The sequence below is a fragment of the Qipengyuania huizhouensis genome (genome assembly GCF_019711635.1).
Classification (GTDB): domain Bacteria; phylum Pseudomonadota; class Alphaproteobacteria; order Sphingomonadales; family Sphingomonadaceae; genus Qipengyuania; species Qipengyuania huizhouensis.
Genome location: NZ_JAIGNT010000014.1, coordinates 59,999 through 75,047, shown reverse-complemented (window position 1 = coordinate 75,047; position 15,049 = coordinate 59,999). Strand labels below are relative to the sequence as shown.

The 15,049-nt window shown below is 59.9% G+C and carries 17 protein-coding genes; 8 read left to right on the top strand and 9 right to left on the bottom strand.

The window, feature by feature from the left end; translation table 11 throughout:
- Nucleotides 1-79 precede the first annotated feature (79 nt).
- Entirely contained in the window at nt 80-472 is a 393-nt protein-coding gene (locus K3180_RS11450) for a DUF1489 family protein (RefSeq protein ID WP_221540996.1), read from the bottom strand.
- Nucleotides 473-608: 136 nt separating this feature from the next.
- Here K3180_RS11450 and K3180_RS11445 point away from each other — a divergent pair, with 136 nt between their 5' ends.
- Nucleotides 609-2,300 carry a serine hydrolase gene (locus K3180_RS11445; protein WP_221540994.1) on the top strand — a complete coding sequence of 564 codons (1,692 nt, stop codon included), beginning with the start codon at nt 609-611 and terminating at the stop codon, nt 2,298-2,300.
- A 6-nt stretch (nt 2,301-2,306) separates the two neighbouring features.
- Here the strand turns inward: K3180_RS11445 and mgtE are convergent, their stop codons facing one another.
- Nucleotides 2,307-3,758, bottom strand: coding sequence for a magnesium transporter (mgtE, locus tag K3180_RS11440; RefSeq protein ID WP_221540992.1), 1,452 nt, complete (start codon nt 3,756-3,758; stop codon nt 2,307-2,309).
- Nucleotides 3,759-3,874: 116 nt separating this feature from the next.
- On the opposite strand from mgtE, the gene K3180_RS11435 reads away from it, so the two are divergent.
- Together K3180_RS11435 and K3180_RS11430 are read left to right on the top strand one after the other, a co-directional pair.
- Entirely contained in the window at nt 3,875-5,383 is a 1,509-nt protein-coding gene (locus K3180_RS11435; protein WP_221540990.1) for an amidohydrolase family protein, read from the top strand.
- A gap of 82 nt (nt 5,384-5,465) precedes the next feature.
- Nucleotides 5,466-5,927 carry a peptidylprolyl isomerase gene (locus K3180_RS11430; protein WP_221540988.1) on the top strand — a complete coding sequence of 154 codons (462 nt, stop codon included), beginning with the start codon at nt 5,466-5,468 and terminating at the stop codon, nt 5,925-5,927.
- Nucleotides 5,928-5,930: 3 nt separating this feature from the next.
- On the opposite strand, the gene K3180_RS11425 is transcribed toward K3180_RS11430, so the two are convergent.
- Nucleotides 5,931-6,434: a hypothetical protein gene (locus K3180_RS11425; RefSeq protein WP_221540986.1), complete on the bottom strand. Its 504-nt coding sequence runs from the start codon at nt 6,432-6,434 to the stop codon at nt 5,931-5,933.
- An 85-nt stretch (nt 6,435-6,519) separates the two neighbouring features.
- On the opposite strand from K3180_RS11425, the gene miaB reads away from it, so the two are divergent.
- From miaB to K3180_RS11400, 5 genes are all read left to right on the top strand, one after another.
- Nucleotides 6,520-7,863, top strand: a complete 1,344-nt coding sequence (gene miaB, locus K3180_RS11420) for a tRNA (N6-isopentenyl adenosine(37)-C2)-methylthiotransferase MiaB (protein ID WP_221540983.1) — start codon at nt 6,520-6,522, stop codon at nt 7,861-7,863.
- Between the two features lie 98 nt (nt 7,864-7,961).
- Nucleotides 7,962-8,993, top strand: a complete 1,032-nt coding sequence (locus K3180_RS11415; RefSeq protein ID WP_221540981.1) for a PhoH family protein — start codon at nt 7,962-7,964, stop codon at nt 8,991-8,993.
- Nucleotides 8,994-9,482: an rRNA maturation RNase YbeY gene (ybeY, locus tag K3180_RS11410; protein WP_221540979.1), complete on the top strand. Its 489-nt coding sequence runs from the start codon at nt 8,994-8,996 to the stop codon at nt 9,480-9,482. It abuts the gene before it with no gap.
- 38 nt (nt 9,483-9,520) lie between these two features.
- Nucleotides 9,521-10,438, top strand: coding sequence for a hemolysin family protein (locus K3180_RS11405; protein WP_221540978.1), 918 nt, complete (start codon nt 9,521-9,523; stop codon nt 10,436-10,438).
- 70 nt (nt 10,439-10,508) lie between these two features.
- Nucleotides 10,509-11,393, top strand: coding sequence for a LysR substrate-binding domain-containing protein (locus K3180_RS11400; protein ID WP_221540974.1), 885 nt, complete (start codon nt 10,509-10,511; stop codon nt 11,391-11,393).
- Here K3180_RS11400 and K3180_RS11395 read toward each other — a convergent pair.
- The 6 genes from K3180_RS11395 to K3180_RS11370 form a co-directional block, all read right to left on the bottom strand.
- A complete protein-coding gene (locus K3180_RS11395; protein WP_221540972.1) occupies nt 11,390-12,292 on the bottom strand; it encodes a lysophospholipid acyltransferase family protein in 903 nt (300 codons plus the stop codon). The two genes, K3180_RS11400 and K3180_RS11395, sit on opposite strands and share 4 nt — an antisense overlap.
- Entirely contained in the window at nt 12,264-12,686 is a 423-nt protein-coding gene (locus K3180_RS11390; RefSeq protein WP_160726555.1) for a Fur family transcriptional regulator, read from the bottom strand. Before K3180_RS11390 ends, K3180_RS11395 begins: the two co-directional genes overlap by 29 nt.
- Before the next feature lie 77 nt (nt 12,687-12,763).
- Entirely contained in the window at nt 12,764-13,201 is a 438-nt protein-coding gene (locus K3180_RS11385) for a Ros/MucR family transcriptional regulator (RefSeq protein WP_221540969.1), read from the bottom strand.
- Nucleotides 13,202-13,319: 118 nt separating this feature from the next.
- Nucleotides 13,320-13,772, bottom strand: coding sequence for a GNAT family N-acetyltransferase (locus tag K3180_RS11380; RefSeq protein WP_221540967.1), 453 nt, complete (start codon nt 13,770-13,772; stop codon nt 13,320-13,322).
- Nucleotides 13,769-14,383: a tRNA (adenosine(37)-N6)-threonylcarbamoyltransferase complex dimerization subunit type 1 TsaB gene (gene tsaB, locus K3180_RS11375; protein ID WP_221540965.1), complete on the bottom strand. Its 615-nt coding sequence runs from the start codon at nt 14,381-14,383 to the stop codon at nt 13,769-13,771. Before tsaB ends, K3180_RS11380 begins: the two co-directional genes overlap by 4 nt.
- 36 nt (nt 14,384-14,419) lie before the next feature.
- On the bottom strand, nt 14,420-15,028 hold the full coding sequence (locus K3180_RS11370; RefSeq protein ID WP_221540963.1) for a malonic semialdehyde reductase: 609 nt from the start codon (nt 15,026-15,028) through the stop codon (nt 14,420-14,422).
- Between the last annotated feature and the right edge of the window lie 21 nt (nt 15,029-15,049).

Genomic DNA, 15,049 nt, shown 5'->3' with positions numbered 1-15,049 from the left:
GGCCGGACACATGGGCGCCTCAACAAGCTAAGCTCAGTTCAAATTATCCCTTGCCAACGGAGAGCCGTCCACACATGCCTCAGATCAGACCCAGCCGTTCGAGCTTTCCAGCCAGCTTTCCCGGTAGCACGTCGCCGATGTCTTCGCCTTCGTTCAGATCGCGCGGGGCCTTGTCGTCCGGGAGGTAGCGCCATCCCTGGTGCGCGCGTTTGGGACGGGGATAGACCGGTATCAGCACCGGCTCCAACTCGATCCACCAGCGCCCGTCAGGACGTTGTTCGAAACCCTTGATAGGGCTGCGGCCCACCAGAGAGTGGTTGTGTATCCAGTAAAGGGAGCCGCCCTGCATCTCCTCATGCCGTTTGGGGAGATAGCGAGTCGTCAGGCGCATTTCGCTACGGTTCTCGAACCAAGATCTGAGATCGGCGTGGCTCTTCGCTTCGAAAGCGATCTTGGTCATATGGAGCGGCATGGTTATGAAGATGGGGACATACGGTTCAAGGCTCAAGCAACTTTTACATTGGGCAGGCGGCCAAGACCGACGAGAAACCTTCGGGTAAGCCATCGAATAGGGAACGGGGATGACAGGATATTTGCGGAACACGTGCATGATCGGAGCCATGGTCATATCCACTCCGGCAGCTGCGCAGCAGGTCGAAGGCTATTGGCAAGGCGCGCTCACTATCGGCAGCACCGAACTCTCCATCGGAGTTGCAATCGAGCGGCGGGCGGACGGAACGCTGGCGGGTACCCTCGACAGCCCGGATCAGAAGGCGTTCGACATTCCGCTCTCCGAAGTTGAAGCTGTCGATAGCACTCTGACCTTCGCAGTTCCCACGATCGGCGCCAGCTATACAGGCGAATGGGACGCGGCTGCTGGCTACTGGACCGGGGTGTTCAGTCAGGCTGGGATGCAATTGCCGTTGAATCTCGCTGCTGGCCAACCTCCCGAACGTCCAGCCGCCACCGAACGCCCTACTCTGCCGGAAAACTGGACGATCCCTTCGGACACGCTGATCTCGAGCATGATCGCAGACCGACTTTCCGAACGGCCCGGAGCCGAAATGATCATGGGGATACTGCAGGGGGCGGCTACTCGAACGGTCGCGGGTGACGGAGCAGAGGTCGACGCCGACACCCTGTTCGAGATCGGTTCCATGACGAAGGTTTTCACTTCGCTGCTGCTGGCCGACATGGTGCTCGATGGGACAGTTTCCCTCGACGACCCCGTCGCAAGATATCTACCGGAAGGTGCCCCTGTGCCCCAGCGTAACGGGCGGGAGATAACCCTGCGCAATCTTTCGCAGCAGGATTCGGGCTTGCCCCGATTACCCGACAACCTGAGCCCCGCAGACGTGGCCAACCCCTACGCCGACTACACCGAGCAGGATCTGCTCGCCTTCCTCGCCCGATACGAGCTGCCGAGAGATATTGGCAGCCAGTACGAATACTCCAATCTCGGGGCTGGCCTGCTTGGTTATGCGCTATCCCGCGCCGCGGGCACGGATTTCGAAACGCTGCTCCGGACTCGCATCTTAGAACCGCTTGCGATGGACGACACGACGATCGCGCTTTCACCTGATCAGAAAGCGCGCTTTGCGACCGGCCATGACGAGTACATGCGGCCAACCAGCGCGTGGGACCTTTCGGTCTTTGTCGGTGCGGGAGGCATGCGCTCGACGACAGCGGACATGTTGATTTTCCTCAAGGCGGCACTTGATCCTGCATCCCCGATCGCACCTGCAATGACGCTGTCGTTGGCCGAACGAAGGGAGGGACCGGGATTTGACGCGGGCTTGGGGTGGATGATCGTTCCTGCACCTGAGGGTGAAGTCGTGGGGCATGGTGGAGGGACCGGGGGCTTTCGATCCTACATGGCCATGCAGCCCGCCACCGATCGCGCCGTGGTTGCGCTGACCAATTCCGCTGTCGAACCTGCCGCCCAGGACATCGCGTTGCATACCCTCATCGGAGCGCCGGTCGCGAAGGCTGGTCCCGTTCCTGAGGCGCCTGCGAGCGTGGACAGAACCGAAGCGCAGCTGACGCCGGACCAGCTTGATCGTGTCGCTGGCGTTTACCACTTCGCTCCAAATGCCGCCCTGACGATTACCCGTGAGGGTGACCAACTCTTCGCCACGATCACGGGGCAGGGCGCGTTGCCGATTTTTCCGCGCGCACCGCTGGAATTCTTCTGGCGCGCCGTGAATGCTGAGATCGTCTTTAGCGAGGAAGATGGCGCGATTACCGGCGCGACCTTCACGCAAGACGGCGCGAGTTCGGCACTGGTGAAGGAAAAGTAGCGCGCTTCAGGCGCTCACAATCCCGCTGGCAACCGCGAGGCCGAGGAAGGCAAAAAAGCCCATCGAATCCGTGATCATCGTCACGAACACGCTACTCGCCACCGCCGGGTCTTGGCCGAGCCGGTCGAAGGCGACGGGAACCAGCACCCCGGCGAGCCCCGCGACGGCCACGTTGATGACCATGGCGGCGGCAATCACGGTACCCAGCTGGGGAGTGAAGACGATTGCCGTAGCCAGCCCGATCAGAACCGCGATGGTCGCGCCGTTGAGCATCGCCACGCGAAATTCGCGTATCAGGATGCGGCCCGTATTGCTGCGTGTCAGCTGGTTCGTAGCGATGGCGCGTACCGTCACCGCCATGGTCTGCGTGCCCGCATTGCCACCAATGCTGGCGACGATCGGCATCAGCACGGCAAGGGCGACCAATTGCTCGATCGCGGCGCCGAACATCGCGATAATCAGCGATGCGACCAGCGCTGTGCCAAGATTGGCGACGAGCCAGCGCACGCGGCTGGAATAAGCTTCGCGGATCGGCTCGTTGATGTCGCCTTCGCCCGCACCGGACATCAGCAGGGCGTCCTCGCCCGCCTCTTCGGAGATGATGTGGACGATATCGTCGACCGTCATCTGGCCGACCAGCCGCCCGTCGCCATCGACCACGGCGGCACTGATCAGGCCGTATTTCTGGAACATCAGCGCGACTTCTTCCTGGTCGAGCTCGGCCGGGATCAACGTCTGGTCGCGCTTCATCACGTCGCCAAGAGCTACGTCGCGTGGGGTGCGCAATATCCAGGAAAGCTGGCAGGTGCCGACCGGATGCATCCGCTGGTCGACAACGAAAATCTCGAAGAAGTCTTCGGGCAGATCGCGGCCGTCGCGCAGGAAATCGATGATGTCGCCGATAGTGACGTGTTCCGGCACCGCCACGAAATCGCGGCTCATCAGGCGCCCGGCGGTTTCTTCCGGATAGGATAGTGCGGCCTGGATCGCGATCCGGTTTTCCGGATCGAGTTCGGCGAGAATGGCCTTTTGGTCGTCCTCGTCGAGATCCTCGATCAGCTGGACCGCATCGTCGGTCTCGAGTTGTTCGGCGATCTGCGCCACCCGGTCTGCGGGCAGCGCCTCCATCATCTCTTCGCGGACGTAGTCGTTGAGTTCGGCAACGACTTCGGAGGTCATCAGGTCGGTGATCGCCGCGGCCAGCTGGTGGCGCTCTTCCTTTTCGAACAGTTCGAGAAGGTCGGCGACGTCGGCAGGGTGGAGCGGTTCGACGAGGTCGTAAACCGCGCCGGTTTCGCCTGCATCGAGTGCATCTTCGACTGCGCGGACGAAAGCCGGTTTGAGCGTGTTTTCCTCGTCCATCCGCTCGTCGTCGATGCGGTCGTCCGGACGCGCGCCATCCTCTGGCGGATCGGCCAGCATCACGTCTTCATCGTCGAGGCGCGTCTCGTTGGACATTCCGCCGCTCTAAGCAGGGACGTGCGAAAAGCAAGCGGTGGAACATAGGGGTTGTGTTGGTGATATAATACAGTATGTATGTGCCCATCATACGCTCGGAAGGAAGACATCAGCCAATGCGCCAACCCCTGCTTTGCCTTGCGCTCCTGCTTACCGGAGCATGCACGACGATACCCGATGCCCAGCCAGCTGCCCCCGAGCCGGTCGATCTGCTGGTTCGCAACGTCACCGTGATCGATCCGGAGCAAGCGACCCGCACCCCTGGCCGCGACGTTCTGATCGACAATGGGCGCATTACCGCAGTGATCCCCAGCGAAAGCGCAGCGCATGGCGCAGAAAGCGTGGTGGACGGCACGGGAAAATATCTGATCCCGGGCCTGATGGATATGCACACGCATTCCAGCATCCGTCCGGTACACATCTCCACGCTCAAGTTGATGGCTGCCAACGGCGTTACCGGTATTCGCGAGATGGGCAGCGATTGTATCGAGCGGGGCAAGATCGGCATGTGCATCGACGAGATGCGCGAAAGCCGGGCGAAAATCGAATCGGGCGAGCTGGTCGGTCCGCGCATCCTCGAACTGTCGAGCCTGAAAATCGACAGCAACAGGCCAGAAGACGCGGATGACGTCTGGAAGCTCTATCGGCCTACCGATGCCGAGCAGGCGCAGCAGACGGTGGCGCTGCTGGCCGCTGAGCGACGGCCCGACATCCTGAAGATCGGCGATGAGTTCCAGCCCGAAGCATTCAAGGCGCTCCTCGCTGCAGCGCGCGAACAGGGGACAAAGACCGGCGGGCATTTGCCACCGATGTTCAGCATGGCCGAAGCCGCCGCGATGGGCATGACCTCGATCGAGCACGCCCGCGACCTGCCGCTCGACTGCTCCAGCCACGGCGCGGTCTTTCGTGGACAGGTTATGGCCAAGATAATGGGTGAGGACGTGCCGTGGCCCGATCGGAAGGCAATTCCCGGCAAAGCGCGCGACGGCTTCGACGAAGAATTGTGCGCCGCGCAGATTGCCGCTCTGGTCGAGCACGGGACTTACTATGTGCCGACGCATCTAACCCGCGAGATGGATTATCGCGCGGGCGAAAGCTCGTATCGCGAAGATGCGCGGCGGGCCTACATACCCGCGATGCAGCAGGGGCAGTGGAATCCCGATCTCGACCGTACAGCCGAGGCGCCGCCCGAAATGGTGCGCGATCTCGCCGATTTCTTCCGGCTCGGCCTGAAGACGACCGGAATGGCGCACGATGCGGGGGTGAAGATCATGGCCGGGACCGATGCCAACGACACGATGGTATTCCCGGGCTTCAGTCTGCACGACGAATTACGACACCTGGTTGCAGCTGGTCTTACTCCGATGGAAACGCTCCAGGCAGCGACCAGCGTTCCGGCGGAATATCTCGGTCGCACGGCGGATTTCGGCGGCGTGTCAGAAGGCAAAATCGCCGACCTGCTGCTACTGAGCGCGGACCCCACCGCAGATATCGCCAACACCACGCGGATCGAGGCGGTGATCTTCGGAGGTCAATTGCGCGATCGCGCTGCGCTCGACGCCCTGCTAGCCGATGTGCGCGAGTGGGTGTCGCTGGCCGACGAGCAGATGAAGGGAGCAAACTGAGCCTGCGATCAGGATCGGCGGTCTAGCCAGAGACGGACCGGCTATCTATGGGGAGGGCAACGCAACCCGCAGGAGATTCCCAATGGCCGACAAGCTGACATTCACTCTCGATACCGGCGACGGCGAGAACAAGGACGTGGTGATCAAACTGCGCCCCGACCTCGCGCCGAATCATGTCGAGCGTATCACCACGCTGGCGAATGAAGGCTTTTACGACGGCGTGGTCTTCCACCGCGTGATCCCCGGCTTCATGGCGCAGGGCGGCGATCCGACCGGCACCGGCATGAGCGGCAGCGACAAGCCCGACCTCAAGGCCGAATTCAACAGCGAACCGCACACCCGCGGCACCTGCTCGATGGCCCGCACCCAGGTGCCCGACAGCGCCAACAGCCAGTTCTTCATCTGCTTCGACGATGCCGAATTCCTCGACGGCCAGTACACCGTCTGGGGCCAGGTCGAGAGCGGCATGGAACATGTCGACGCGCTGCCCAAAGGCGAGCCTCCTCGTGAGCCGGGCAAGATCGTGAAGGCGACTGTTTCCTAAATTTCAATCGGCTTGGGGCGATCTGACCAACGTCAGAGTGGTTGGATCGCCCAAGCCACTGCTTTCCATGTAAACTTCACGTCGGTGCAAGGATCCTTCGGGGTTCTGGGTAAACGACAGAGAGTGCGTATGGCTTTCTCCCTTGTCCAAACCGGTCACGTCGCGGAATTCAAAAGCGATTGTCTTAAGATCGCCAGAGCCTGACACGAGGCTCGGCTGGTTGCCTTGCGGGCAGTAATGAGTAGCCACGATTGCGTCGCCGTCGACATGGTAGACAGTCATGGAATGCAGGCCCGAGGCAGTTTCCCAGCGTTCCACCATTGTGTGACCACGGGCGGTTTGTTCGAAGACGATTTGTAGAGCGTCCACTTCTTCGACGTTCCAGCGGCCCTCCCATCCCTTGATTTGCTCGTACCGTTCTTCAGCAGAGCTTGCCGCAGGTTCGTGCGCAGATAGGCTCGAACCGATAAGGGCGACCGGGACGATTGCTGCGAGTGCTTTTCTCATGCAGCGACAATGCCACAATAGACTTTAACCGCAAGCCGCAAGCCGATTGAAACTACGTCCCGAGGGCGCTAGAGCGCCCACTCCCATGAAACCTACCAATTCCCCCAAGACCTACAGGGTCAAGAGCTTCGGCTGCCAGATGAACGTCTATGACGGCGAGCGCATGGCCGAGTTGCTGGGCGAGCAGGGCATCGTGCCTGCGCCCGAAGGCGAGGAAGCCGATCTCGTCGTACTCAACACCTGTCACATTCGCGAAAAGGCGGCGGAAAAGGTTTATTCGGATATCGGGCGCCTCACCAAGGCCGGGCGCAAGGTCGGTAAGGAGCCGCTGATTGCGGTGGCGGGCTGCGTGGCGCAGGCCGAGGGCGAGGAGATCATGGCGCGCAGTCCCGCGGTCAGCATGGTCGTTGGCCCGCAGGCCTATCACCGCCTGCCAGAAATGCTCGAAAAAGCGGTGAAGGGCGAGCGGGCGACCGATACCGACATGCCGGCCATCGCAAAGTTCGCGGCGCTTCCCGCACGCAAGAAGCGCTTTCCTACCGCCTTCCTCACGGTGCAGGAGGGGTGCGACAAGTTCTGCACCTATTGCGTGGTGCCCTATACGAGAGGTGCCGAGATTTCCCGCCCCTTCGCCGATCTGGTCGACGAAGCCCTTCGCCTGGCGGATCAGGGAGTGCGTGAAATCACACTGCTGGGGCAGAATGTGAATGCATGGTCCGGAAGCAATGCGGAAGGTGACGAAATCGGTTTGGACGGCTTGATAAGAGAGCTTGCCAAGATACCGGAATTACAGCGAATTCGCTATACGACCAGCCATCCCAACGATTTTTATAATGGGCTGGTTCGGTGTCACGCGGAAGTTTACAAGCTGATGCCCTATCTCCACCTGCCGGTGCAGAGCGGATCGGACCGCGTGCTCAAGGCGATGAACCGCAGCCACACGGCGGAAAGCTATCTTCGCCTGCTGGAAGAGGTGCGCGCCGCGCGGCCCGATATTGCGCTGTCGGGCGATTTCATCGTCGGCTTCCCGGGCGAGACCGAGGCGGAATTCGAAGAGACGCTCGCGCTGGTGGAAGAGGTGAAATACGCGCAGGCCTTCAGCTTCAAATACTCGCCGCGTCCCGGCACGCCCGCCGCGACTATGGACGGACAGATCCCGCGCGAGGTGATGGACGAACGTCTCCAGCGCCTGCAGGCCGCGCTCAACCGCCACCAGCTTGCTTTCAACGAAGCAAGCGTCGGCAAGACCTGCGAAGTGCTGGTCGAGCGCAAGGGCAAGCTGCCCGGCCAGTGGCTCGGTAAGTCGCCCTGGCTGCAAAGCGTGTGGTTCGAGGGCGAATGTGAAATCGGCGATATGGTTGAAGTCGAACTGGTCGAAGCGGGGCCCAATTCGCTCGCCGGAAAATTGCGCGAAACCGTCGCCGCCTGATTACAAACAGGTGACTTTCCACCGGCCTGTCGCAAGCCGACTTGCCAAGTACCGGAGAGCGCCTAGATTCCGACTCGCAACCCATGCGAAAGGAGCAGATGGCTCGCAAACCAGCTCGGCAGGCCGAACCGGCCCTGACCAAACCGCCCGCACCCCAGCGCGAGGTTCGCCGCGCACAAGTGGATGTGAACTTCGAGAATCAGAGCCTGCTCGGTGCCCTGTTCGGACAATTCGACGCCAATCTGGTGCAGGTCGAGAACCGGCTGGGCGTATTCATTTCCGCCCGCGGCAATGCGATCCATATCGAAGGACCGGAAGACAGTGTGGCCCGCGCGCGAGACGTGCTCAATGAAATGTACGACCGGCTAGCAATGGGTCAGGATCTTGACGCTGGCGCGATCGAATCGCTGATCGCCATGTCCAACGAACCGACACTGGACGGCATCTTGGACGGCAAGCCCGAAGGCCCGCCGATCATGATCCGCACGCGGCGCAAGACCATCGTGCCGCGTAGCGCCATGCAGGCGACCTATATGCGCAGCCTGGTACGCGACGATATCATCTTTGCGCTTGGTCCTGCAGGAACGGGGAAGACCTATCTCGCAGTGGCACAGGCGGTGGCTCAGCTGATCAACGGCAGCGTCCAACGCCTGATCCTTTCGCGTCCCGCCGTGGAAGCGGGCGAGAAGCTTGGCTTCCTGCCCGGGGACATGAAGGAAAAAGTCGATCCCTATCTGCGCCCGCTATACGATGCGCTTTACGATTGCATGCCGCCCGAACAGGTCGAGCGGCGGCTGGCGTCGGGAGAAATCGAGATTGCGCCAATCGCCTTTATGCGCGGGCGCACGCTGGCCGATGCCTTCGTCATCCTCGATGAGGCGCAGAACACCACGCGCGAGCAAATGAAGATGTTTCTTACACGTTTCGGCCAGAACAGCCGGATGGTCGTCTGCGGCGATCCTCGTCAGGTAGATATTCCCGGCGGTGACGGTATGAGCGGCCTGGCAGATGCGGTGGGTAAGCTGGAGGGTGTCGAGGGCTTTGGCACCATCCGGTTTACGGCGGCCGACGTGGTGCGCCACCCCATCGTGGGACGCATCGTCGAGGCCTACGAGGGACCGAACGCCTAAGTGCATTTCGATATCGAGATCGACGGCTGGCCGGAAGACAAGGACTGGACCACATTGACCGAGCGCGCGCACGAAGCCGTAGCCGGGGTCGAGCCAGCGCTCGGGAATCCTAGACTGATCGCCAGCGTGCTCTTTACAGTCGACGGGCAGGTCCACGAATTGAACAGGGAATGGCGCGGGAAGGACAAACCGACCAACGTGCTGTCTTTCCCCATGCTCGGGCGCGACGATCTCGTGGCGCTGAGCGAGAGCGGCCCGCCGGAAATGCTGGGCGACATCGCCCTCGCGTTCGAAACTTGCCAGTGCGAGGCGGCTGAAAAGGGCCTTGGGCTGGAGGCTCACACCGCGCATCTGCTGATCCACGGAATGCTCCATCTGGCAGGACATGATCATGTCGATTCCGACGAGCAGGCAACAGCAATGGAAAAACTAGAGATCGAAGCGCTTGCAAAACTGGGTATTGCTGACCCATATGGGGATCGCGACTAGCTTCGAGGCGAAGCGAACAAGGAGTACGCACCCGGCCCATGGCCAATTCTTCCCCCCCCGCCGGAGACGCGGAGAGTAGCAGCGGGCTGTGGCCCGCGATCCGCAAATTGTTTGACGCCGAAGCCGGCGAGCGGTCGCTTCGCGCCCAGCTCGAAGAGGCCATCGACGAGCACGAGGGCGAGAACGGTTCCGAAGACACCGATGATATCGGCAAGGGCGATCTTTCAGGCGTCGAGCGTCAGATGCTGCGCAACCTGCTGCATTTCAGCGAACATGACGCCGACGATGTCGCCGTACCGCGTGGAGAGATCATTGCGGTAAGCGCAGAGGCCAGTTGGGACGAGGTCGTGGCAGCTTTTTCCGAGCACGGGCACTCGCGCATGCCGGTCTATCGCGGACAGCTCGACGATGTGATCGGGATGATCCACATCAAGGATATCTTTCCCTACCTTGCCGAGCGGAAGGCGCCTCCGACCGATTGGACCGTCCTGATGCGCCAACCGCTATACGTGCCGCAAACGCGCAATGCGCTGGACGTGCTGGCCGATATGCGCGCTCAGCGTATGCACCTGGCCATCGTACTGGACGAATTCTCCGGCACCGACGGGATCATCACGATCGAAGATTTGGTGGAGGAAATCGTCGGCGATATCGAAGATGAACATGACGACGCTCCGGAAGAGTGGATTGCTTCGATCGGTGACGGAATGTGGGATTGCGACGCGCGTGCCGAACTCGACGATGTGGCGGAGAAAGTTGATCCGAGACTGGCCGAGGTGGAAGAATCTGTCGACACTCTGGGTGGCCTGGCATTCGTTTTGGCGGAGCAGGTCCCGCCAGTGGGGAAAGTTCTGGAGCATCCGAGCGGATGGAAGATCGAAGTTACGGATGGTGACGAGACTCACGTCACCCGGCTGCGGCTGCATGCGCCCGAGGTCATCGAACAGACAGACTAGCATCACACAAGTTGCAAGAAAGCGAACATTCGCCCTCGACAGCTTCACATTTCCTGAATAGTTCGCCAGCATGGCTACACGCCGTCTTCCGCCCCTCCGCGCCCTCGAGGCTTTCGTGCGTACCGTGCGGCTCGGCTCGGCCCGTGCCGCGGCGGATGAACTGGGTCTCAGCCCTTCGGCACTGTCGCGGCGGATCGGCAATCTGGAAGAATTTGTCGGCAAGAAGCTTTTTACCCGCGCCCGGCAGGCAATGCAGCTGACCGACGACGGGCACGCCTTTTACGAAGCGGTTAACCCTCAGCTGGAAGCACTGGCAAGGGCCGTCGAAAGCCAATCGGAAAACCTGTCGGTCCTCCGCCTCCATCTCGGTGTATTACCTCTGTTCGGCAGCCAGCGGCTCTTCCCGCGCCTTGGCGAACTGCGTGCCCGGCATCCGTTGCTGCATATCGATATCGATACCGGCCCTCATCTGGAGGACCGGGTGGGCGATACGCTGGATGCAGCGATAATTCTTTCTCGCGGCCCGGCGAGCGGTCTTCATGCGGTACGGCTCGATTTCAACATGGTGCATGCCATTGCCAGCAAGGAAGTGGCGGAAAAGATCGGGAGTGAACCGGATCAGGCATTGTTGGAAAAGCAGACTTTCCTGATCCACAACGAGTTACCCGAAAGCTTTCGGGCGTGGAAAGACGCATTGTCGCTGCACGATCTGGAACCGACAGCGATCGACCACTTCGATTCCGGCCAGTTGATGCTGGAGGCTGCCGCACAAGGACTTGGCATTGCGATTATGCATGACGATCACCTCCGGCGCGCTCGGGATAATCGCCTGACCGATCTGTACGGGGTCGAGGTGGAAAGCCCTTATAGCTACTGGTTCGTCTGTAAACCGACCGCACTCGAGGAAAGGCCGGTTCGGCTGTTCCACGATTGGCTGGTCAAGGCAGGGCTTTAATTCGCATCGCGAGCGTGCGGCGGTCGATAGCGTACTGCCTCTACCACATGGTGATAATCGCGCAGCGGCTTGCCGAGATTGGCAACCAACTGCTCCACGATTTCGGCGCGTGCTTTGGCGGCTATCGCTTTTCGACCGCGATGATGCTCTGGGCTGAAGGGCTCCAGATAGGTAATTCGCAGATCGAAAGAACCGCGCCTGGCCATTACGCGCATTGCATTGTGCAGGCCGTCTTCCTCTCCGATCCACGCAATTTCCTCGGAATTGCTTCCATAATCGAGCACGACCGGTTGTACCATCACTCCCGGGGGCGGCGGCTCCAGGACAGAGAGCATAGATGACTTGAAAGGCAGGAGCGAATGGCCGTCTGTAACCGTACCTTCGGGAAATACGGTCACCGACCAATTGTCTTGCAGTGCCTCCCTCAATGCATTGATCTGTTCGGCTACGCCCATACGGTGCTCGCGCTTCACGAAGACCGTGCGATTGAGGCTGCAAAGCCATCCGATCACCGGGACCTGACTCAATTCCCATTTGGCCACGAAGGCGGTGCCACTGGCACCAGCCATTGCCAGTATGTCGAGCCATGAGATGTGATTGGCGATGAAGAATACGTCGCGGCGAAGCGGCGTTCCGGCAACCGTTACCTTAGCGCCTACCACTCGCGCCGTGTAGCGCAGGAAAAACATCGGGAAGGGTGAGCCATAGGCGAAAATGCGATAGGCATAGTGTAGCGGAACAAATATCAGCAGCAGACCCAATATTCCGATCGTACGCAGGATGAACCGCATCCATCCAGCGATCGTTAGGGGGACTTTCTCTCCCCGCGCTGCAGCCAGCCGTTTGTCGGTATAATGCGCGAGCTTGCGATCAGCTCTCGCGGTCGAGCCGGACGCCATAGAGTTCCATCCGGTGGTCGACGAGACGATAGCCGAGCTTCTCCGCTATCTGCTTTTGCAAAGCCTCAAGTTCGGGATCGACGAATTCCACAACCTTGCCGGTTTCGACATCGATGAGGTGATCGTGATGCGCTTCGGGAGCGGCTTCGTAGCGCGCCCGGCCGTCTCCGAAATCATGGCGGTCGAGAATCCCGGCCTCTTCAAACAGCCTCACAGTTCGGTAGACGGTGGCAATCGAAATACCCGGGTCGATCTTGTTCGCACGATCATGGACCATTTCTACATCCGGATGGTCGTCAGCCTCTGAAAGGACCCGGGCGATTACGCGCCTTTGCTCGGTAATCCGTAAGCCTTTATCGGCGCAAAGCTGTTCGAGATCGATACGCTGGTGCAAATCGGTTTCCTGCAATGAATAACACCCCGTACCCATATCGGGCCGGGGCGTCTATCTCAAGCTGAACCGATAGTCTTTTACGAAGCCTTCTTGCGACCACGCTTCTGGCCGGGTTTGCGACCGAGGCCGATCTTTTTGGCGAGATCACGCCGGGTGTCTGCATATTCCGGAGCGACCATGGGATAGTCAGACGAGAGATCCCACCGCTGGCGATACTCTTCCGGCGTCATATCGTGTTCGGTCGAAAGGTGACGCTTGAGCATCTTCATCTTCTTGCCGCAGTCGAGGCAGATGATGTGATCTTTCTTGACCGAAGCGCGTACCGAAACGGCCGGATCGGGGCGAGCCTCTTCGGTAGCACCGGAACCACCAAGACTGCTAAGAGCGGAATAAACGTTAGAAATCAACGTTGGGACGTCATCTACAGCGACACTGTTATTGGAAACATGGGCAGCAACAATGTCCGAGGTCAACGTAATCAACGTCTCGGTCATATCGGTTTCAAACTGTTCCATTGAGGAGACTCCATTTTTTGTCTGCCTATTCTTTGCTTTTTATACTGTCTATGGAGAATTGTAAATTTGCGTCAAATTTGTTGCGCACCTGCAATTTCCCGCTGTGAAATCGAAGTTTTTAGACTGCCCTGGCAAAGGTAAGCGCGTCGATCCGTTCGCCGGTAATCGTGCGATAGTAATCGCGTCGTCGTCCGATCTGTTCGAAACCTTCCGATCTATAGAGGGCTCCGGCCGGGTTGTTCGCCCGCATTTCGAGAAAGACTCTCGTCGCAGAGCGCGCTCTGGCACTATCGAAGAAAAGGTGCAGGAGCTTGCGCCCCAAACCCAGGCCTCGCCTTGCGGGAACCACAGCAATCAGGAGTAGCTCAACCTCGTCGGCAGCTTGCCGGGCAAGGACGAAGCCTGCCGCGGCATCTCCTTCTCGAAGGACCGCCCCTGCCGTGTCAACGAGAATCATGTAGGTTGAAGAAAGAGAAAGTGAATCTTCTACCTGACGCCGTGTCCATGCTTCGCGGTAGTGCGGGTCGAAGCTCGCTTCCATCACTTCCAGCAGGTGATCGAGATCGGTCATCGGCCTGGTACCTTCGCGTCCGGTGCGCGGCCATAGATGGGAGAGAGTTTATCGGTCAGCAAATCTCGGGGGATCGATGGTACGTGGCGCGCGTCGGCAAGCAAATCGATGGCCTGGACGGTCTCGGTAGATAGTTCGGCGAACTGATTGGCCCGATTACCTGCCACCACCTGCCCGGCTAACGATACCAGAGCCTTGCGAGGAGAAACCGACGAAAGATCGTCGACAGGTCGACCATCTCTATCAAAGCTTTGTACGAACCATTCGCCATGTCCTCCGTTTACGCAAACTCCGACATTCTTCGCACCTCGATCGCGCGCGATTGCCGAGACCAGTGCAAGAGTGGGATATCCCAGAACGACCGCTCCCCATACCAGACCGAGCGCACGTCCGGCGGCGAGGCCGATGCGTACACCCGTGAAGCTGCCCGGGCCAAGCGAGACCAATATTTCCTGAGCCCGGCCTTTCTCCGGCAATCTCTCGATCATCGGAACTAGCCGCTCGGCATGTCCGCGTCCGATCGTCTCGTGCCCGTGGGCGATCAATTCATCGCCGCGGAAAAGTGCGACGGAGCATGCCTCTCCGGCAGTTTCGATGGCAAGTGTGCGCATTTTTGCGCCCTGCATCAGGCGGCGGCGCGCTTCAAGTCAGTCGATACGATTGAACTTGTCGAAATCGGGGCGTGGGCTGCGGTCGAAGATGGTTTCCTTATCGCCATAACCGATTGCGCAGACCCAATCGGCTCGGTGACGCGGTTGGTCGGCGAAGAAATGATGGGTAACCTTGTCAAGGTCGACCCCCGACATCGGGCCGCAATCGAGGCCCAGCGCTCGGGCGGCAATCATTAGATAAGCGCCTTGAAGAGCGGAATTGCGCGCGGCGCCTTCCTTGCGGCCTTCCTCGTCTCCTTCAAACCAGCTCTTGGCATCGGTATGCGGAAACAGCCATGGCAGTTCTTCGTGAAAGTCGATGTCATAGCCGATTATCACGACGACGGGCGCCGTTTTGATCTTCTTCTGATTCCCTTCCGAAGCGAATTCCGCAAGCTTGTCACGCGATCCCTGAGACTTGCACCAGACGAGGCGGGCCGGCTGCATATTGGCAGACGTTGGGCCCATCTTCATCAGCTCGTAAATCTGGTGGATCTGTTCTTCGGTGACGTCCTTGTCATGCCAGCCATTATAGCTGCGCGCTTCTCGGAAAATCTGGTCGAGTGCGTTGGCCGACAGGTGATTGTCGTGGAATTGCTGGGTCATGGAGTTCCTTGATATCGGTTC

What these genes read in the sequence shown, in the direction of transcription:
- K3180_RS11425 (WP_221540986.1), bottom strand. Translation starts at nt 6,434, where the DNA reads ATGAGAAAAGCACTCGCAGCAATCGTCCCGGTCGCCCTTATCGGTTCG.
- mgtE (WP_221540992.1), bottom strand. Translation starts at nt 3,758, where the DNA reads ATGTCCAACGAGACGCGCCTCGACGATGAAGACGTGATGCTGGCCGAT.
- K3180_RS11430 (WP_221540988.1), top strand. Translation starts at nt 5,466, where the DNA reads ATGGCCGACAAGCTGACATTCACTCTCGATACCGGCGACGGCGAGAAC.
- K3180_RS11435 (WP_221540990.1), top strand. Translation starts at nt 3,875, where the DNA reads ATGCGCCAACCCCTGCTTTGCCTTGCGCTCCTGCTTACCGGAGCATGC.
- K3180_RS11370 (WP_221540963.1), bottom strand. Translation starts at nt 15,028, where the DNA reads ATGACCCAGCAATTCCACGACAATCACCTGTCGGCCAACGCACTCGAC.
- K3180_RS11450 (WP_221540996.1), bottom strand. Translation starts at nt 472, where the DNA reads ATGCCGCTCCATATGACCAAGATCGCTTTCGAAGCGAAGAGCCACGCC.
- miaB (WP_221540983.1), top strand. Translation starts at nt 6,520, where the DNA reads ATGAAACCTACCAATTCCCCCAAGACCTACAGGGTCAAGAGCTTCGGC.
- K3180_RS11395 (WP_221540972.1), bottom strand. Translation starts at nt 12,292, where the DNA reads ATGGCGTCCGGCTCGACCGCGAGAGCTGATCGCAAGCTCGCGCATTAT.
- K3180_RS11400 (WP_221540974.1), top strand. Translation starts at nt 10,509, where the DNA reads ATGGCTACACGCCGTCTTCCGCCCCTCCGCGCCCTCGAGGCTTTCGTG.
- K3180_RS11415 (WP_221540981.1), top strand. Translation starts at nt 7,962, where the DNA reads ATGGCTCGCAAACCAGCTCGGCAGGCCGAACCGGCCCTGACCAAACCG.
- tsaB (WP_221540965.1), bottom strand. Translation starts at nt 14,383, where the DNA reads ATGCGCACACTTGCCATCGAAACTGCCGGAGAGGCATGCTCCGTCGCA.
- K3180_RS11405 (WP_221540978.1), top strand. Translation starts at nt 9,521, where the DNA reads ATGGCCAATTCTTCCCCCCCCGCCGGAGACGCGGAGAGTAGCAGCGGG.
- K3180_RS11385 (WP_221540969.1), bottom strand. Translation starts at nt 13,201, where the DNA reads ATGGAACAGTTTGAAACCGATATGACCGAGACGTTGATTACGTTGACC.
- K3180_RS11380 (WP_221540967.1), bottom strand. Translation starts at nt 13,772, where the DNA reads ATGACCGATCTCGATCACCTGCTGGAAGTGATGGAAGCGAGCTTCGAC.
- K3180_RS11445 (WP_221540994.1), top strand. Translation starts at nt 609, where the DNA reads ATGATCGGAGCCATGGTCATATCCACTCCGGCAGCTGCGCAGCAGGTC.